Raw genomic sequence first — 17,102 nt, forward strand, 5'->3', positions numbered from 1 at the left:
TCGCTCCAACGATGACGCGGAAAAGTCTGGCGTGGAAGACGGACAAACAAAACCCGCCGGTGGGCGGGTTGGGGAAAGCGGCTCAGGCGTAGTAACGCTGGCTGAATTCCAGCATGCGCTCGATCGGCAGCCGCGCCGCGTCCATCTGTTCCCGGCTGAGGTAGTCGATGCGCAAGCCCACGCCCTGCTGAGCGCGCTTGACCGCTTCTATGGTGTTCATCTTCATGTACGGACAGGAGTTGCATTGGCAGCCGGCGTAGATCGGCGCCTGACGCAGGTCCAGATCCGGACGGGCCAGTCCCATGTTGTAGAGGATGCCGTCTTCGGTGGCGACGAAGATCACCGCGTCCGGGCTGCCGGAGAATTGCTTGACCCAGTTGAGCATGCCGGAGGTGGAGCCGACGTAATCGGCCTTCTTCAGCACCGGCAGCGGGCTTTCCGGATGGGCGATCAGGTATTTCTCCGCGCCGGCGACCGCGAAGGCCTCGTCCAGCGCCGCTTCGTTGAATTTGTCGTGCACCTCGCACACCGCCGACCACAGCGGCATGTCGTAGCCGTACTGATAGTTGAGGTAGCCGCCCATATTGCGGTCCGGCGAGAAGATCACTTTTTTGCCTTCGGCGTACAGGTGGGCAATGATGTCGTCCACATTGCGGCTGGTGACGATCCAGTCGGACAGCGCTTTGTGCTCGGCGCTGGAGTTGATATAGGAAACGTGCACGTGGTCCGGGTGCTGCTTGCGCCATTTGGCCAGCGCGGCGACGTCGGTCTGTGTCACCAGCGAACAGGTGGAACCGGCGTCGGGCAGAATCACTTCCGCCTGGGGATTGAGGATTTTCGCGGTTTCCGCCATGAAGCGCACGCCGGCAAAAACGATGATGTCGGCATTGGCTTCCTTGGCGTACAAAGAAAGTTCCAGGCTGTCGCCAACCTTGTCGGCCATTTTCTGGATTTCAGGCTGGGTATAGTAATGGGCAAGCGTGACGACGCGTTTCGTCATGATGGATCGACTCCCGCCGCCATCCGGCCTTGTTGGAGCAAGGGGCGCGTGGCGACTTTGTGCGGTGCAGTAAAGAGCTATTGCTAAACAGCAAAGATTAACAATATTGTAGTGTCCGCGCCAGTCCATTCTTGTTAGGCCCTTGCGGCGAAGCGGGGTGCGATGGATTCGGCTTGCCGGAGGTCAAGATGACGTCAAGGTTCAGTCTGCATGATGATGGCTCGGCGGGCGGTGAGCATGACGACGAGCACGATTACAATCACCCGCATCGCCATCCCCACGGCGGGGTGACGGGCGCGGCGGCGCGCGCCGCCAGCATGCGCGCCTTGCGCTGGGTGGCGCTGCTGACGATAGGCTTCGCCTGCGTGGAGGCGGTGGGCGGCTGGGCGACGGGATCGCTGGCCTTGTTGTCGGACGCCGGCCATATGCTGACCGATTCCATTTCGCTGTTGCTGGCCTTGTGGGTGGCGCATATCGGCCGCCGTCCTGCGGACGAGTCGCATTCTTTCGGCCATGGCCGCGCGGAGGTGATAGGCGCGTTTCTGAACAGCCTGTTCATGTTCGGCGTCATCGTCTTCATCGCGGTGGAGGCGGTGCGGCGCTTGCTGGAGCCGCACGCGGTCAACGGCCTGGGGGTGATGGGCATCGCCGTGGCCGGCCTGCTGGTGAATGTGCTGGCCGTGTGGATTCTGAGCCGCGGCGCGCACAGCCTTAACAGCAAGGCGGCGCTGCTGCACGTGATGGGGGATTTGCTGGGCTCGCTGGCGGCGATCGCTTCCGGGGCCATCGTGTACTGGACCGGCTGGACGCCGGCGGATCCGATCTTGTCCATGCTGGTGGCCTGTCTGATTCTGTCGTCTACCTGGCGGCTGCTGCGCAAGTCGCTGGCGGTGTTGATGGAGGAGGTGCCGGCGGAGCTGGATTTCAACCGCATCGGCCGCGCCCTGGGCGGCATCGCCGGGGTGAGATCGGTGCACGATCTGCACGTCTGGACCATGGCCGCGGACCGCGTGGCCTTGTCCGCGCATTTGCAGGTGGCCGCGCCGCAGGATTGGCCGCGCATTCTGGCGGCTTGCCAGCGCATGCTGTCGCGCGAGTACGGCATCGATCATGTGACTTTGCAGCCGGAGTGGCCGTTACCGCCGCCGGCGGGGAAAACCGTGCCGGTTACCATTATTTCCGAGGATAAGCATCAATGAGGCCGCATTACCTGACACCGTTGTTTTCGCCGCGCAGCGTCGCCGTGATCGGCGCCAGCGACACGCCGGGCTCGATCGGGCAGGCGGTGTTCGCCAATCTGCTGGCGGGCAACTTCCAGGGCAAGCTGTTTCCGGTCAACCTCAACCACAAGGTGGTGGCCGGGGTGCCCGCGGTGGCTTCGGTGCGTCAGATCAGCGAGCCCGTGGATCTGGCGGTGGTGGTGACCGCCACCCGCACCCTGCCTGCGATCATGAAAGACTGCGGCAAGAAGGGCATCAAGGCGGTGCTGCTGGCCAAGGAGTTCGCCGACAGCGAACAGCTGGAGCGGGAGATCATCAACGAGACGCTGTCCATCAGCCGCCATTTCGGCATCCGCATCCTGGGGCCGAACGTGCTGGGCCTGATGCGGCCGGTGGCCGGCTTCAACGCCAGCAACTACACCAGCAAGGTGAGGCCGGGCAATCTGGCGCTGGTGTCGCAGTCGTCGGCGCTGTGCACGGCGATGCTGGATTGGGCGGACAGCAAGGGCATCGGTTTTTCCAGCGTGATTTCAGTGGGCAACGCGCTGGACGTCGGCTTCGGCGAAATTCTGGATTACCTGGTGGCGGACAACTTCACCCAGGGCATTCTGTTGCATGTCCACCACATTCACGACGCGCGCCGCTTCATGTCGGCGCTGCGCGCCGCGGCGCGCACCAAGCCGGTGGTGGTGATCAAGTCCGGCCGCTATGAGGACGCGGTGACCGGGGTTACGCATTCCAGCAATCTGGTGGAGAGCGGCGATGTGTTCGACGCCGCGCTGGCGCGCGCCGGCGTGCTGCGCGTCGACACCATCGCCCAGCTGTTCACGGCGGCCAAGGTGCTGGCGGCCAACTACCGGGTGGGCGGCAAGCGGCTGGCCATCGTCACCAACGGCATCGGCCCCGGCGTGCTGGCCGCCGACAGCGCCTATTCCAACCGGGTGGAGCTGGCCAAGCTGTCCGATTCCACCGTGGAACTGCTCAATGGGGTCTTGCCGCGCAATTGGTCGCACGGCAACCCGCTGGACATCATAGGCGACGCCAGTCCCTCGCGTTTTCGCACCGCGGTGAAGGCCTGTCTGGACGACCCTAATGTGGATGGCGTGATGGTGGTGTTCACCCCGCAGGCCGGCACCGACCACCTGACCACGGCGCAGTTGATGATCGGCTTGCAGCGCGAATCCGCCAAGCCGCTGTTCCTGTCCTGGCTGGGCGACGCCAAGGTGTCGGAAAGCCGCGAACTGTTTTCCAAAGCCAAGTGCGCTCACTTCCGCGCGCCGGAGTACGGCATCGAAGTGTTCCGCAATCTGGCGGCTTATCAGCGCAACCAGCAGTTGCTGTTGCAGACGCCGGGGCCGTTGGAGGGCAAGCGCGCCGACCCGGACGTGGCCAAGGCGCGCAAGGTGATCGCCTCGGCGCTGAAGGACGGCCGCGACATTCTGTCCGAGCGCGAATCCAAGGAAGTGCTGGCCGCCTTCCAGATTCCGGTCAATCCCACCCGGCTGGCGCGCACCGCCAACGAGGCGGTCAAGCAGGCCGACAAGATCGGCTACCCGGTGGTGCTGAAGATCGATTCGCCGGACATTATTTATAAGTCGGACGTTGGCGGCGTGGAGCTGAACATCAGCAATGAGGCGACGCTGCGCGAGGCGTTCGACGCCATCATCGGCCGCACGCGCCAGGCGCGGCCGGAGGCGCGCATCGACGGGGTGTCGGTGCAGCCCATGCGCAAGCGCCGCTTCGCCCGCGAAGTGATGGTGGGCGTTACCCACGACGAAGCCTTCGGGCCGGTGATCACTTTCGGCGCCGGGGGCATCGCGGTGGAGGTGATGCACGACCGCGCGCTATCCCTGCCGCCGCTCAACGGCTATCTGGTGGCCAGCATGATCCGGCATACCCGCATCGGCCAATTGCTGGGCGCGTTCAAAAACCTGCCGGCGGTGGATCAGGACGAGCTGGAGGATGTGCTGCTGCATGTGTCGGAAATGGTGTGCGAGCTGCCCGAGCTGCGCGAGATGGACATCAATCCGCTGGTGGCCGACGAGCAGGGCGTGATCGCGTTGGACGCCCGCATCATCGTCAGGCCGCGGCGGCCGGATTTGAAGCGCTACGCCCATATGGCCATCATGCCTTATCCCAGCCATATGGTGGTGTGCGCCAAATTGAAGGACGGCACCAATGTGATGGTGCGGCCAGTGCGTCCGGAAGATGCGGATATGCAACAGGAGTTCGTACGCAATCTGTCCGAGGAGAGCCGCTACAACCGCTACCTGTCCAGCATCAAGCAATTGTCGCAAAGCATGTTGGTGCGTTTCACCCAGCTGGATTACGACCGCGAGATGGCGCTGGCGATGACGCGCGAACAAAAAGACGGCGAGGAAATGCTGGCGGTGGCGCGTTTCATCACCGATCCGGACAATGAGGGCTGCGAGTTTGCGCTGGAGGTGGCCGACCGCTGGCAAGGCAAGGGCATAGGCTATCTTCTGATGAGCGCCTTGTTCGACGCGGCGCGGGAGCAGGGCCTGAAAGTGATGCGCGGCGAGGTGTTGGCCGGCAATAAGGGCATGTTGAAACTGATGCACAAGCTGGGCTTTTCCGTGGAGCCGCACCCGGAAGACCGGGCCCTGACCATGGTGTCCAAGAGCTTGTAACGGCGGGCTTGACAGGCGTCTTGCATTAAGCGCTTGCAAGATAAGGGAAAACTGACCTAAAATCGTGGGCTTTTCTCATACCGTTTTTATTCAAGGACAATCGACAATGGTAGTGATTCGTCTGGCACGTGGCGGCGCCAAGAACCGTCCGTTCTACAACATCGTGGTGACCGATTCCCGTAACCGTCGTGACGGTCGCTTCATCGAGCGCGTTGGCTTCTACAACCCGGTTGCCAACGAGAAGCAAGAGCGCGTGCGTTTCACCATGGACCGCCTGAACCACTGGGTTGGCGTTGGCGCTCAAGTTTCCGACGCCGTTGCCAAGCTGCTGAAAGAGCAGAAGGCCGCTGCCTAAGCGTTCGTTGACACATCAACTGACGGACTAGGCGCATGCGCAACGAAGATCTCGTAGTGATGGGGTTTGTGCGTGGCGCCTTTGGTGTCAAGGGCTGGGTGAAAGTCCAGGCCGACACCGAATACGCTGACGGTCTGTTCGACTACCCGGTCTGGTGGCTGGGCAAGGAGAACGACTGGAAGCCGTACACATTTGAAAACGGCGCTCTCCAGCCCAAGGCGCTTGCCGCCAAGCTGGAAGGCGTGGAAGACCGCGACGCGGCCGAAGCCCTGCGCGGCATGCAAATCGCCGTGCCGCGCGAAGAGTTGCCGGCCGCCGAGGAAGGCGAATACTACTGGGCCGATCTGATCGGTCTGGAAGTCGTCAATCAGCAAGGCGAAGTGCTGGGCAAAGTCAGCGAATTGATGGAAACCGGCGCGCACGATGTGTTGGTGGTGCAAGGCGCGGACGGCCAGCGCATGATTCCCTTCGTGGATCAGTATGTGCTGGAAGTTCAGCTTGCCGCAGGCAAGATCCAGGTGGACTGGGGTCTGGACTACTGATGCAGATCGACGCGGTAACGCTGTTTCCGGAGATGTTCGATTCCATTGCCCGCTTTGGCGTTAGCCAGCGGGCGCTTGATTTGGGCATTTGGGGTTTTCAGGCCTGGAATCCTCGCGATTTCACGCATGACAACTACCGCCGGGTAGACGACCGGCCTTATGGCGGCGGCCCCGGCATGGTGATGCAGATCGAGCCCCTGGCGCAGTCCATCGCGGCGGCCAGGGCGAGGCAGGCGCAAGCCGGAGCCGAGCGCAGCCATGTGATTTATCTTTCGCCGCAAGGCCGTCCGCTGACGCATGCGAAGGCGGCGGAGCTGTCGCAAAGAGCGGGCCTGATCCTGCTGTGCGGCCGCTACGAGGGCGTGGACGAGAGGTTGATCCAGCGCGAGGTCGACGAGGAGATTTCCATCGGCGACTACGTGCTGTCCGGCGGCGAGCTGCCGGCCATGGTGCTGATGGACGCGGTGGTGCGTTTGCTGCCCGGCGTCCTGAACGACGCGCAGTCGGCTTACGAAGATTCATTTGTGGACGGGCTTCTTGATTGTCCGCACTATACCCGACCCGAAGACTATCAGGGCATGCGGGTGCCGGACGTGCTGTTGTCCGGTAATCATGCGCTGATCGCTAAATGGCGGCTGAAACAGGCTCTGGGCAGGACGATGCAACGTCGCCCGGATTTGCTGCAAGGCCGTATTTTGACAAAACAGGAATCTCGGCTGCTGGCGGAGTACCAGCAGGAACAAGATCTCCAGAAAAACCAGGAGTGAATCATGGATCTGATCCAGAAACTCGAGCAAGAAGAAATCGCCCGCCTGGGCAAAACCCTGCCGGAATTCGCCCCGGGCGACACCATCGTCGTTCAGGTGAAGGTTAAGGAAGGCAACCGCGAACGTCTGCAGGCTTACGAAGGCGTGGTTATCGCCAAGAAAAACGCTGGTCTGAACAGCGCTTTCACCGTGCGCAAGATGTCCGCCGGCGAAGGCGTAGAGCGTACTTTCCAAACCTACTCCCCGCTGGTGGCTTCCGTTGAAGTGAAGCGCCGTGGTGACGTGCGTCGCGCCAAGCTGTACTACCTGCGCGGCCGTACCGGCAAATCCGCACGCATCAAGGAAAAACTGCCGGCTCGCAAGCAAGGCTAAGCCTTGTCGAGTCAGGCTTAGGCTTGATGACAGTTCAAAGCGCAAGGCGATGCCTTGCGCTTTTTTATTATCCGGAGGCGGACACATGGAATACAGCGCGGTGATCGACGCGCCGTTCGGGCAGCTGGGCATGGTATGTCTCGACGGCGCGCTGGTGAATCTGGAATTCCTGGCCGAGCGGCAAGCCCTCAGGCCGCCGGAGCCGCGCAGTCTGGAGCAGGAGGTGGCGGAACAGCTGCGCGCTTATTTCGTCGATCCGCGCTTTGGCTTCAGCCTGCCTTATCGTTTGCGGGGCAGCGAGCACCAGCAGCGCGTCTGGCGCGAGATAGAACGGATTCCCTGCGGGCAGATGGCGCGCTATCAGGATATCGCCACGGCGCTGGGCTCGTCGGCGCGGGCGGTGGGCAATGCCTGCGGGCGCAATCCGGTGCCCATCATCGTGCCTTGCCACCGCGTGGTGGCCCGCAACAGCCTGGGCGGCTTCAATCGCTCCTTGGGCCGGGAAACCGTGGACATCAAGCAGTGGCTGCTGGCGCATGAGTTCGGTTGTTGAGCGGAGGGACGCGCGCAAGGCGCCGCTTTGCGTCTGTTGCGGCGCGAGTCGAGGTCATTGAGCGAGGCCCGGGCTCGCCTTCAAGGGGAGCAGGGGAATGTTTTGCCCGCGAGGCGGACAAAGACTGAGGATTATTCAGTATGGATGTTTCGCGCGGGCGGCGGCCTGACGCGCATATCGGCGGACGACGACAATAATGGATGCGAGCAGCGAAGCAATGAAGGCGGCCGAGGAGGTCATCGACGCGTTTCTGGACCAGTTATGGTTGAGCGACGGCCTGTCCAAGAACACCCTGGCCGCGTATCGGCGCGATCTGGGCAAGCTGGCAGCGAGACTGGGAGACGAGGGCGTTAGCCTGACGGAGGCCGCTTCTGAGCACCTGGAACAGGCGCTCTTGCTGGGCGTGGACCGAGAGAAGCCGGCGACCCGGGCGCGGATGGTGTCGGCGATGAAGCGCTTTTATCAATATCTGGCGCAGGCGGGTTTGCGCGGCGACGACCCTTGCGCACGCTTGCGCGCGCCCAAACAGGGGCCGCGCTTGCCCAAATCCCTGTCCGAGCGGCATGTGGAAGCCTTGCTGGAAGCGCCGGACGTGGGCACGCCGCTGGGCCTGCGCGACCGCGCGATGCTGGAGCTGCTTTACGCCAGCGGCTTGCGCGTGTCGGAGCTGGTGGGCTTGACTCTGCAACAAGTGAATTTGCTGGACGGCCTGGTCAAGACCATGGGCAAGGGCAATAAGGAGAGACTGGTGCCCTTGGGCGAGCTGGCCCAGGAGTGGCTGCAGCGTTATCTGGCCGAGGCGAGGCCGGTTTTGCTGGCGGGCGCGGTCTGCGACACGGTGTTCGTGACCCAGCGCAAGGCGGGCATGACGCGGCAGATGGCCTGGCATCTGATCTCGCAGTACGCCAAGCGCCAGGGCTTGCCGGCGGTGAGCCCGCACGTGTTGCGTCACGCCTTCGCCACCCATCTGGTCAACCACGGCGCGGATTTGCGCGTGGTGCAGCTGCTGCTGGGGCATTCTGACATTTCCACCACGCAGATCTATACCCATGTGGCGCGCGAGCGCTTGAAACAGCTGCACGCCAAACATCATCCTCGCGGTTGAGATGAAAAGAAAAACGCCCGCGTCAGCGGGCGTTGCGTATTGCCGTATCAAGATCAGGCCGGTTCGGGCGCTAAGGCCTGGTGGTCGAACTGCAGCTCCACCTTGTCGTCCACCACGGTGACGGTGACTTCGCCGCCGGTGACCAGACGGCCGAACAGCAACTCGTCGGCCAGCGCCTTGCGCAGCGTGTCCTGGATCAGACGCGCCATCGGGCGGGCGCCCATCAGCGGATCGAAGCCGTTCTTCGCCAGGTAGCGCCGCAGCTCGTCGGTGAAGTGGATGTCCACCCGCTTCTCCGCCAACTGCTGCTCCAGCTGCATCAGGAACTTGTCCACCACTTGCAGGATGATCTGCTCGTCCAGCATCTTGAACGGGATGATGGCGTCCAGGCGGTTGCGGAATTCCGGACTGAACTGTTTCTTGATGTCGCCCATCTCGTCGCCGGCCGCCTTGGTCTGGGTGAAGCCCAGCGTCGGCTTGGACAGGGACTCCGCGCCCGCGTTGGTGGTCATGATGATCACCACGTTGCGGAAGTCTGCCTTGCGGCCGTTGTTGTCGGTCAGGGTGCCGTGGTCCATCACCTGCAACAGCACGTTGTAGATGTCCGGATGCGCTTTTTCGATCTCATCCAGCAAGACCACCGCGTACGGATGCTTGTTGACCGCCTCGGTCAGCTGGCCGCCCTGTTCGAAGCCGACATAGCCCGGAGGCGCGCCGATCAGCCGAGACACCGCGTGGCGCTCCATGTACTCGGACATGTCGAAGCGGATCAGTTCCACGCCCAGGATATAGGCCAGTTGTCGCGCCACTTCGGTCTTGCCGACGCCGGTGGGACCGGAGAACAGGAAGGAACCGATCGGCTTTTGCGGATTGCCCAGGCCGGAACGCGTCATCTTGATGGCGCTGGCCAGCCCTTCGATGGCTTTTTCCTGACCGAAGACCACGTTTTTCAGATCGCGCTCCAGGTTCTTCAGCACGTTCTTGTCGTCGGACGACACGGTCTTGGGCGGAATGCGCGCGATCTTGGCGACGATGTCCTCGATCTCGGTCTTGTTGATGACCTTCTTCTGCTTGGACTTGGGCAGAATCTTCTGCGCGGCGCCGGCCTCGTCGATCACGTCGATGGCCTTGTCCGGCAGATGGCGGTCGTTGATGAAGCGCGCCGACAGCTCCGCCGCGGTGGACAGCGCGGACTGGGTGTACTTGACGCCGTGGTGGGCCTCGAAGCGGGATTTCAGCCCCTTGAGGATTTCCACGGTCTGCTCCACCGTCGGCTCGTTGACGTCGATCTTCTGGAAACGGCGCGACAGCGCGTTGTCCTTCTCGAAGATGCTGCGGTATTCGTTGTAGGTGGTCGCCCCGATACAGCGCAGGCTGCCGTTGGACAAGGCCGGCTTCAGCAGGTTGGACGCGTCCAGCGTGCCGCCCGAGGCCGCCCCGGCGCCGATCAGCGTGTGAATCTCGTCGATGAACAGAATGGCGTTGCTGTCCTCGGTCAATTGCTTGATCACCGCCTTCAGCCGCTGTTCGAAATCGCCGCGGTATTTGGTGCCGGCCAGCAGCGCCCCCATGTCCAGCGCGTAGACGGTGGACTTGCCCAGAATCTCCGGCACTTCGCCGTTGACGATGCGGCGCGCCAGGCCTTCGGCGATGGCGGTCTTGCCCACGCCGGCCTCGCCCACCAGCAAGGGGTTGTTCTTGCGGCGACGGCACAGAATCTGCACGGTGCGCTCCAGCTCGGACTCGCGGCCGATCAGCGGATCTATCCTGCCGTCGCGCGCCTGCTGGTTGAGGTTCAGCGTGTAGTTTTCCAGCGCGCCGCCCGGACCGGTGGCCTGCTCCTCGCTCTCCGCTTCGCCGCTGCTGTCGCGCGGCTCCTGCGGCTGCTGCTGCGAGCGCTGCTTGGTGATTCCGTGAGAAATGAAATTCACCACGTCCAGCCGCGAAATGCCTTGCTGGTGCAGATAGTACACCGCGTGGGAGTCCTTCTCGCCGAAGATGGCCACCAGGATGTTAGCCCCGGTCACCTCTTTTTTGCCGGAAGACTGCACGTGCAGGATCGCGCGCTGTATCACGCGCTGGAAGCCGAGAGTGGGTTGAGTTTCCACCTCCGCCTCCCCGGGCACGGTGGGGGTGTGCTCATCGATGAAATCGCCCAGCTGTTTTTTCAGCTGGTCGATGTTGGCTCCACATGCGCGCAGTACTTCGGCGGCCGACGGGTTGTCGGTCATCGCGAGTAACAGATGCTCCACGCTGATGAACTCGTGGCGCTTGCGCCTTGCGTCCATGAACGCCATGTGCAGGCTTACTTCAAGCTCCTGGGCAATCATCAGTTTTCCTCCATAACGCACTGGAGCGGATGCTGGTGCGCTTTCGCATATTGCAACACCTGCTCGACCTTTGTTGCAGCCACGTCTTTGGTATAAACGCCACACACGCCGTGACCTTGCGTGTGGACTTGCAGCATGATGTGAGTGGCCTTTTCGCGGTTCATGTAGAAGAACTGCTGGAGGACCTGGATCACAAAATCCATCGGGGTAAAATCATCGTTCAATAACAAGACCTTATACATCGGGGGTGGGTTTTCCCTAACCCGGGACGCCTCTTGTATGGCATCGTCCTTGAACTGCGTAGACATGTCGGCTTTCGTGGAATCTGCGTCTTACTTCAATTTGGGTTCCCCGAGAGTTTTTTTCAAGGGGACTGGCACTTTTCCTCTACGACTTGACGATGAGCGGCGGGTTGCGTAGAAATGCAGCTGGTGCTTGGCTTAACTGTTTGGCATTTTTTTGCGCTAGGCAAGCCAGACAACTCTTATTAAGCTCTAAGTTGGTCGGCTTCACCAGCCTTTTTTTGCAAGGAAGTAAGAATGGCATTAGGTACCGTTAAGTGGTTCAATGACGCTAAAGGCTTTGGCTTCATTACTCCGGATGAAGGCGGCGAGGATTTGTTCGCTCACTTCTCGGCCATCAACATGCAAGGCTTCAAAACCCTGAAAGAAGGGCAACGTGTAAGCTTTGAAGTGGTGTCCGGTCCGAAGGGCAAGCAAGCGTCCAATATTCAGAACGCGTAACACCGGTTTTACTGTCTGTTTGTCGCAAGGCAAACAGCCCAGCTGATTGATGAAAAGCCCGCCATCCGGCGGGCTTTTGTTGTTGTCAGGCCGCTTGTTTGAGCGTCCGCGGCGCGGCGGGACCAAACTGGCGCGCCAGCGCAATGAAGGTGAGCGCGCCCGCGGCGGCCAGCAGCAGCCAGGGCAGGCCGGCTTGATGCCGGCTTTGGGCAAAGTCGTAGAGCCAGCCGCCGGCGAGAAAGCCGCCGCCGCCGCCCAGGGCCAGGCCCAGCCGGCTGGCGCCCATATAGCTGGCTCTGGCTTCCGGACGGGCCAGGCTGGCCACCAGGGTTTCCCGCGCCGGTTCGGTGATGAGGGTGCCGAGAAAGAAGGCGGCCAGGATGAGGAAGGCGGTCAGCGGCTGCCGCGCCACGGCCATGCAGGCCAGGCTGAGGCTCATCAACGCGATGCCGGCCAGTACCCGGGTTTCCAGGCGGAAATGGCGTTCGCCCAGCCGCGCCAAAGGATAGAGCAGGCTCAGCGACAAGGCGGTTTCCAGGCCGTACATCCAGCCCACGGCCTGGGCGGTGCCGGTCAATTGCTTGATGGCGATGGGCAGCAACAGCATGATCTGCACGCTGAGCAGGTAATAACCGCTGAGCGTGAGCACCAGCTTCAGGAAACGATGATCGTTCAGCACGATGCGGATGGAGGCCAGCGCGGGTGCCCGCCGGGCGGCGACGCGGTAGTTCGGCAGCAGGCAGGCGTTTGCCGCCGCCGCCGCCAAAAACGCGACGGCGCCGCCCAGGCATACCCAGTGGAAGTCGAATTGCAGCAGCCAGGAGCCGAACAAGGCGCCGCCCACCGCGCCGGCGCTGTCCTGCATCATCAGCAGCGAATAGAAGCGGTTGCGTTCGCGCGGTCGTGTCAATTTGGCCACCAGCGCGGAGCGCGGCGGATCGAACAGCGTGCCGCCCAGGCCGGAGAGCAGGCAGGACAGCCAGAGCTGCCACGGCGCGTTCGCCAGCGCCATGGCGGCAAAGCCGGCGGCTCGCAGCAGCATGCCGGCCACGATCAGCGGTTTGGCGCCGAAACGGTCGGCCAGGGAGCCGCCGAACAAGCCCAGTCCTTGCTGGGTGAACTGGCGCAAACCCAGCCCAAAGCCCACCGCGGCCGCGGTCCAGCCCAGTTGATCGACGAAATGCAGGCTGATCAGCGGAAAGACCATGAAGAAACCAAATACCACGATCAGATTGTCCAGCAGGATGAAGCCTTTGCCCAAGGTCCGGGCCCGCTTTAGCAGCGCCATGAAATCTCCTTATTTTCATGTCATTCTATGAAGGCTCCTGATATTCTGAAACTGACTAATCCGTAATAGTTAATATTGGATTTTCTTATGTCTATCGCGCTCTCCGATTTGCGCCTATTGCTGGATATCGCCGAGCTGGGCAGCTTCAGCCAGGCCGCCGCCAAGCGCGGCTGGTCGCAGCCCCAGGTCAGTCAGCGGGTGCAATTGCTGGAGCAGGAGCTGGGGACTTGCCTGTTTCATCGCCACCGTCGTGGCGCGGAACCCACAGCGGCCTGCCTGGCCTTTTTGCCATCGGCGCAGCAGGCGGTGTCGGCCTTGGAGCAGGGGAGGGAGATCCTGCAGGGCACGCCGGCCTTGCCCTGCCTGCGGCTGTCTTGCCTGCCGTCGCTGACTTCGGCGGTTTTCGGCCCTTTATTGCTGGACCTGGCCGAGGCGCCGCTGGAAATCCGCTGCGACACCGATCACTCGCCGCTAATCATGCAGAACCTGTTGTCCGGCCTGGTGCAGGTCGGCTTTGTGTTGCGGTGTCCGGCGATGGCGGGCATTCAGATGGAAACGCTGTGGCGCTCTCCCATCGTGGCGGTGGCGGCGGCCGGGCATCCCTTGGCGGAGCGGGAGCAGCCGCTGAGTTTGGAGGAGGTGGCGTCCTACCGGATCGCGCCCCAATACTGGGGCGTGGAGTGCGATGAGTTGATACGCCGGCTGCGGCTGGCGCGCACCGTGGCCCAGCCCATCCATGCGATCCAGCCGGCGTCGGCGGCCAGGGAGTTGGCCTTGCGTCACGGTTTTCTGTGTTTCATGCCGGAGCTGTCGATTCAGTCCGATCTGGCCGACGGCGTTTTGCGACGGCTGAGCATTGCCGACCTGCCGACCTGGCAGTGGGAGGTCACCATGGCCTGGCGCGCCGGCAAGCGCAGGGATGCGGGGAAGGAGCTGGTGCTGGACGCCGCCCGGGCTTTGGCCGGGCGGTGGGCCTTAATGGCGTCCGGCTAGCGATTCGGCGGCGCTTTGCGCCAGTTGGCTGTATTGCTGGCCGAACTCGGCCACCATCTGGCGCAATCTGGCGGTGTCGCGGGCGATGATGGTCTTGAGCAGGTTTTCCAGGAAGAGCTGGGTCTGGTCCATCTGGCTCTTGCCGGCGCGCAGAATGGCGAACAGGCAGCGCTGAGTCAGCGGCAGTAAGTCCTTCAGCGTGTGTTCCAGATAGCGGTTGCCGGCGTAGCGGTACAGGGTGTCGAGAAAATCGACGCCGTGGTCGTAAAAGCCGTGCAAATCGTCTTTGCGGTTGCATTCGGCTAACTGGGTGGTGACTTCGAAGAAGTGGGCCAGGTCGTCGTTTTGCCAGGAGGTGGCGAGGTTACAGACCGCTTGATCCAGCAGCAGGAACCACAGTTCGAAGAAATGGCGCACATCCTGACCGGTGATGCTGGACACCACCGCGCCGCGACGCGGGAAAATCTCCACCAGATGGCGGCGTTGCAAAATCAATAAAGCTTCGCGTACGGACCCGCGGCTGACTTCCAGTTCCGACGCAATGCGCAATTCCTGGATGCGCTCTCCGGCTTGCATCGTGCCTTGTATGATTTGTTTGCCCAGGTATTGGGCAATTTGTTCGGTCAGTGAGTCGTTCGCTTTGAACGTCATCTTGCTCTCCGGAATAGAATATTATTATTTTCCTATGTTTGATATGCGCCGGCAATCAAACTGCAACGTTTGTCTGGCAGTAGTTTGTCCGACAGATTGTTGTTATCAAAACATTATCAGCGGTTTTGGCGTCGACTGTTGTCAACTTGCCGCACTAGACAAGCGTTGCGAAGGTTTTACTTGCGCATTCATCATATCAATCATACGATTAAAACGCTTGTTTGAAATGGCTGACACGAGAGGGGCTATCAAAATAGGCGAGAGGCGACGGAGAGGCATTTCCGCCGTCTTGCGGACCCGGCCGGCGGCCGGCCCGAGCGGGAACAGCAGCCTCGCAGGCGACGAGCGGCGCAAGCCGAACGCCGCCGTAAGCGGGCCGTCCCGCGAGGGCGTCGAAGCCGGCGCGGCGTTTGCGAACTTTAGCGGGTTGTGTCCGGTGTGGAACCGGGAGTGTGATTCAGGCCTTCGCCCATGGCGAAGGCCTTTTTTCTTGCCGCTTATTCGGGACGACGGCAGGCCATCAGATAATTGACGGCGGTATCGTCGCCCAGCGCGTAGATGCGCGTCAGCGGGTTGTAACTCATGCCGCGGACGACATCCAGCTCCAGACCGGCGTTGCGGGCCATGCGCGACAATTCCGAAGGCTTGAGGAAGCGCGCGTATTCATGGGTGCCGCGTGGCAGCATGTTCAGCACGTATTCGGCGCCGATCACCGCCAGCAGATAGGATTTGGCGTTGCGGTTGAGCGTGGAGAAAAACACCCAGCCGCCGGGTTTGACCAGGCTGGCGCAGCTGCGCACCACGCTTTGCGGGTCCGGCACGTGTTCCAGCATTTCCATGCAGGTGACCACGTCGAAGCTGGCCGGCGCTTCCTCCGCCAGTTCTTCCACCGCCACGCAGCGGTAATCCACCGCCACGCCGGACTCCAGGCTGTGCAGCTGAGCCACTTTCAGCGATTTCTTGGCCAGGTCGATGCCGGTGACGCCGGCGCCGCGCGCGGCCATGCTTTCCGCCAGGATGCCGCCGCCGCAGCCCACGTCCAGCACTTGCTTGCCGGCGATGGCCGCGCGCGCGTCGATGAAGTCCAGGCGCAGCGGATTGATTTCATGCAGCGGCTTGAACTCGCCGCTCATGTCCCACCACTTGTGCGCCAGCTGGCTGAATTTGTCGATTTCGGTTTCGTCTACATTAATCATGATTATTTCGCCAGAATGCGATGACGCCAATCTTCCGCGCGCGCCTTGAGCGCGGCTTCGTCCAGAGTTTTGAGTTGGCGTTGTTCCAATAGGGCCTGACCTTTGACCCAGACATGGCTGACTTGTTCGCGGCCGGCCGCGTAGACCACGTGGGAGATCGGGTCGAAGGCCGGCGCGGTTTCGATGGCGGACAGATCGATGGCGATCAGGTCGGCCTGCTTGCCGGTCTTGATCGAGCCGACTTTGTCGGCGATGCCCAGCGCGCGCGCGCCGTTGAGCGTAGCCATGCGGATGGCGGCGGCGGCGGGCACCGAGGTGGGGTCCAGCGTGCCCACTTTGGCCAGCAGCGCCGCCAGCCGGGTTTCCGCCAGCATGTCCAGTTTGTTGTTGGAGGCGGCGCCGTCGGTGCCTATGCCCACCGCGATGCCGGCCTGCAGCATCTTGGGAATGGGGGCGATGCCGGAAGCCAGCTTCATATTGGACGAGGGATTGTGCGCCACCGACACGCCGTGCTTGGCCGCCAGTTCGATTTCCTCGTCGTTCAGATGCACCATGTGGGCGGCGATCAGGCGCGGCGACAGCAGGCCCAGCTGTTGCAGGCGGGCCAGCGGGCGCTGGTGCCGCTCCTTGACGCTGTTGCTGACCTCGTCCGCGGTTTCGTGGATATGGCAGTGGATCAGCATGTCTTCCTGTTCCGCCAGCGTCACAACCTTGGCGAAGGTGTCGTCCGACACCGTGTAGGGCGCGTGCGGGGCCAGGGTGAAGGTGATCAGTTCTTCGCCCAGGAACTGGCGGCGCTCGGCCAGGGACTTGCTGATGTAGTCGTCGGCGTTGCTGGCGTAATTGGTGGGGAACTCCAGGATGGAACAGCCGACAAAAGTGCGCATGCCGGAGGCCAGGCCGGCGCGGGCCATCGCGCCGTGATAGAAATACATGTCGTTGATGGTGGTGGTGCCGCCGCGGATCATTTCCCCCATCGCCAGCAGCGCGCCGTCGAACACGAAATCGTCGCGCACGTGTTTGCCCTCGGCCGGCCAGATATGATTGGTCAGCCAGTCCATCAGCGCCTTGTCGTCGGCGAGGCCGCGCAAGAGCGTCATCGCGGAGTGGCCGTGCAGATTGATCAGGCCCGGCATCAGCACGTGGTTGGGCAATTCCACGCGTTGATCCGCCTCCAGCGCGCCGGCTTGGTCGGCTGGAATAATCGCGGCAATCCTGCCATCCTTCAGAGCAATGGCGTGGTTTTCCAGGATTTCTCCGTCTTCCTCGACGGTAATGATCCAGCGGGCGGTGATAATTTTGTCATAACGGGACTGGGACATGGGGCAATCCTGGC

17 protein-coding genes are annotated in these 17,102 nt (G+C 62.2%); 10 read left to right on the forward strand and 7 right to left on the reverse strand.

Features of this window, described 5'->3' with window-relative positions:
- Positions 1-82 precede the first annotated feature (82 nt).
- Positions 83-1,000 carry a quinolinate synthase NadA gene (gene nadA, locus NK214_RS03935; protein ID WP_107798147.1) on the reverse strand — a complete coding sequence of 306 codons (918 nt, stop codon included), beginning with the start codon at positions 998-1,000 and terminating at the stop codon, positions 83-85.
- 188 nt (positions 1,001-1,188) lie between these two features.
- Between nadA and NK214_RS03940 the strand changes: the two genes are divergently transcribed.
- From NK214_RS03940 to xerD, 8 genes are all read left to right on the forward strand, one after another.
- The gene (locus NK214_RS03940; RefSeq protein ID WP_227106919.1) at positions 1,189-2,199 is read left to right on the forward strand and encodes a cation diffusion facilitator family transporter; all 1,011 of its coding nucleotides are present in this window, start codon (positions 1,189-1,191) and stop codon (positions 2,197-2,199) included.
- Positions 2,196-4,871, forward strand: a complete 2,676-nt coding sequence (locus NK214_RS03945; protein WP_107798148.1) for a bifunctional acetate--CoA ligase family protein/GNAT family N-acetyltransferase — start codon at positions 2,196-2,198, stop codon at positions 4,869-4,871. The genes NK214_RS03940 and NK214_RS03945 overlap by 4 nt, the downstream gene beginning before the upstream one ends.
- Positions 4,872-4,977: 106 nt before the next feature.
- Complete coding sequence (rpsP, locus tag NK214_RS03950; protein ID WP_019102878.1) at positions 4,978-5,226, forward strand: 30S ribosomal protein S16; 249 nt, start codon at positions 4,978-4,980, stop codon at positions 5,224-5,226.
- Between the two features lie 35 nt (positions 5,227-5,261).
- A complete protein-coding gene (rimM, locus tag NK214_RS03955; protein WP_253313803.1) occupies positions 5,262-5,768 on the forward strand; it encodes a ribosome maturation factor RimM in 507 nt (168 codons plus the stop codon).
- Positions 5,768-6,535, forward strand: a complete 768-nt coding sequence (gene trmD / locus NK214_RS03960; RefSeq protein WP_048415670.1) for a tRNA (guanosine(37)-N1)-methyltransferase TrmD — start codon at positions 5,768-5,770, stop codon at positions 6,533-6,535. Before rimM ends, trmD begins: the two co-directional genes overlap by 1 nt.
- Positions 6,536-6,538: 3 nt before the next feature.
- The gene (rplS, locus tag NK214_RS03965; protein ID WP_019102875.1) at positions 6,539-6,907 is read left to right on the forward strand and encodes a 50S ribosomal protein L19; all 369 of its coding nucleotides are present in this window, start codon (positions 6,539-6,541) and stop codon (positions 6,905-6,907) included.
- Between the two features lie 85 nt (positions 6,908-6,992).
- On the forward strand, positions 6,993-7,460 hold the full coding sequence (locus tag NK214_RS03970) for a methylated-DNA--[protein]-cysteine S-methyltransferase (protein ID WP_107798150.1): 468 nt from the start codon (positions 6,993-6,995) through the stop codon (positions 7,458-7,460).
- 196 nt (positions 7,461-7,656) lie between these two features.
- Positions 7,657-8,565, forward strand: a complete 909-nt coding sequence (gene xerD, locus NK214_RS03975) for a site-specific tyrosine recombinase XerD (RefSeq protein WP_370646544.1) — start codon at positions 7,657-7,659, stop codon at positions 8,563-8,565.
- A 53-nt stretch (positions 8,566-8,618) separates the two neighbouring features.
- Here xerD and clpA read toward each other — a convergent pair whose 3' ends face one another.
- Together clpA and clpS are read right to left on the reverse strand one after the other, a co-directional pair.
- Complete coding sequence (gene clpA, locus NK214_RS03980) at positions 8,619-10,895, reverse strand: ATP-dependent Clp protease ATP-binding subunit ClpA (RefSeq protein ID WP_227106924.1); 2,277 nt, start codon at positions 10,893-10,895, stop codon at positions 8,619-8,621.
- On the reverse strand, positions 10,895-11,203 hold the full coding sequence (clpS, locus tag NK214_RS03985; protein WP_019101854.1) for an ATP-dependent Clp protease adapter ClpS: 309 nt from the start codon (positions 11,201-11,203) through the stop codon (positions 10,895-10,897). The genes clpA and clpS overlap by 1 nt, the downstream gene beginning before the upstream one ends.
- 231 nt (positions 11,204-11,434) lie before the next feature.
- Between clpS and NK214_RS03990 the strand changes: the two genes are divergently transcribed.
- Positions 11,435-11,638 (forward strand): cold-shock protein, encoded by a 204-nt coding sequence (locus tag NK214_RS03990; RefSeq protein ID WP_019101271.1) that lies wholly within the window; start codon positions 11,435-11,437, stop codon positions 11,636-11,638.
- Between the two features lie 85 nt (positions 11,639-11,723).
- Here the strand turns inward: NK214_RS03990 and mdtH are convergent, their stop codons facing one another.
- Positions 11,724-12,926 carry a multidrug efflux MFS transporter MdtH gene (gene mdtH / locus NK214_RS03995; protein ID WP_227106926.1) on the reverse strand — a complete coding sequence of 401 codons (1,203 nt, stop codon included), beginning with the start codon at positions 12,924-12,926 and terminating at the stop codon, positions 11,724-11,726.
- 87 nt (positions 12,927-13,013) lie between these two features.
- Here mdtH and NK214_RS04000 point away from each other — a divergent pair, with 87 nt between their 5' ends.
- On the forward strand, positions 13,014-13,919 hold the full coding sequence (locus tag NK214_RS04000; RefSeq protein ID WP_253313804.1) for a LysR family transcriptional regulator: 906 nt from the start codon (positions 13,014-13,016) through the stop codon (positions 13,917-13,919).
- On the opposite strand, the gene NK214_RS04005 is transcribed toward NK214_RS04000, so the two are convergent.
- From NK214_RS04005 to NK214_RS04015, 3 genes are all read right to left on the reverse strand, one after another.
- Positions 13,902-14,570 (reverse strand): GntR family transcriptional regulator, encoded by a 669-nt coding sequence (locus NK214_RS04005; protein WP_107798155.1) that lies wholly within the window; start codon positions 14,568-14,570, stop codon positions 13,902-13,904. The two genes, NK214_RS04000 and NK214_RS04005, sit on opposite strands and share 18 nt — an antisense overlap.
- Before the next feature lie 497 nt (positions 14,571-15,067).
- Positions 15,068-15,766, reverse strand: coding sequence for a bifunctional 2-polyprenyl-6-hydroxyphenol methylase/3-demethylubiquinol 3-O-methyltransferase UbiG (gene ubiG / locus NK214_RS04010; protein WP_107798156.1), 699 nt, complete (start codon positions 15,764-15,766; stop codon positions 15,068-15,070).
- Between the two features lie 2 nt (positions 15,767-15,768).
- The gene (locus NK214_RS04015) at positions 15,769-17,088 is read right to left on the reverse strand and encodes a TRZ/ATZ family hydrolase (RefSeq protein WP_107798157.1); all 1,320 of its coding nucleotides are present in this window, start codon (positions 17,086-17,088) and stop codon (positions 15,769-15,771) included.
- Positions 17,089-17,102: the final 14 nt, after the last annotated feature.

Origin of the sequence: Chromobacterium sp. S0633, from assembly GCF_024158805.1 — a bacterium.
GTDB lineage: Bacteria > Pseudomonadota > Gammaproteobacteria > Burkholderiales > Chromobacteriaceae > Chromobacterium.

Coding starts and splice junctions, on each gene's coding strand:
- nadA (WP_107798147.1), bottom strand. CDS start 1,000: ATGACGAAACGCGTCGTCACGCTTGCCCATTACTATACCCAGCCTGAA.
- NK214_RS03940 (WP_227106919.1), top strand. CDS start 1,189: ATGACGTCAAGGTTCAGTCTGCATGATGATGGCTCGGCGGGCGGTGAG.
- NK214_RS03945 (WP_107798148.1), top strand. CDS start 2,196: ATGAGGCCGCATTACCTGACACCGTTGTTTTCGCCGCGCAGCGTCGCC.
- rpsP (WP_019102878.1), top strand. CDS start 4,978: ATGGTAGTGATTCGTCTGGCACGTGGCGGCGCCAAGAACCGTCCGTTC.
- rimM (WP_253313803.1), top strand. CDS start 5,262: ATGCGCAACGAAGATCTCGTAGTGATGGGGTTTGTGCGTGGCGCCTTT.
- trmD (WP_048415670.1), top strand. CDS start 5,768: ATGCAGATCGACGCGGTAACGCTGTTTCCGGAGATGTTCGATTCCATT.
- rplS (WP_019102875.1), top strand. CDS start 6,539: ATGGATCTGATCCAGAAACTCGAGCAAGAAGAAATCGCCCGCCTGGGC.
- NK214_RS03970 (WP_107798150.1), top strand. CDS start 6,993: ATGGAATACAGCGCGGTGATCGACGCGCCGTTCGGGCAGCTGGGCATG.
- xerD (WP_370646544.1), top strand. CDS start 7,657: ATGGATGCGAGCAGCGAAGCAATGAAGGCGGCCGAGGAGGTCATCGAC.
- clpA (WP_227106924.1), bottom strand. CDS start 10,895: ATGATTGCCCAGGAGCTTGAAGTAAGCCTGCACATGGCGTTCATGGAC.
- clpS (WP_019101854.1), bottom strand. CDS start 11,203: ATGTCTACGCAGTTCAAGGACGATGCCATACAAGAGGCGTCCCGGGTT.
- NK214_RS03990 (WP_019101271.1), top strand. CDS start 11,435: ATGGCATTAGGTACCGTTAAGTGGTTCAATGACGCTAAAGGCTTTGGC.
- mdtH (WP_227106926.1), bottom strand. CDS start 12,926: ATGGCGCTGCTAAAGCGGGCCCGGACCTTGGGCAAAGGCTTCATCCTG.
- NK214_RS04000 (WP_253313804.1), top strand. CDS start 13,014: ATGTCTATCGCGCTCTCCGATTTGCGCCTATTGCTGGATATCGCCGAG.
- NK214_RS04005 (WP_107798155.1), bottom strand. CDS start 14,570: ATGACGTTCAAAGCGAACGACTCACTGACCGAACAAATTGCCCAATAC.
- ubiG (WP_107798156.1), bottom strand. CDS start 15,766: ATGATTAATGTAGACGAAACCGAAATCGACAAATTCAGCCAGCTGGCG.
- NK214_RS04015 (WP_107798157.1), bottom strand. CDS start 17,088: ATGTCCCAGTCCCGTTATGACAAAATTATCACCGCCCGCTGGATCATT.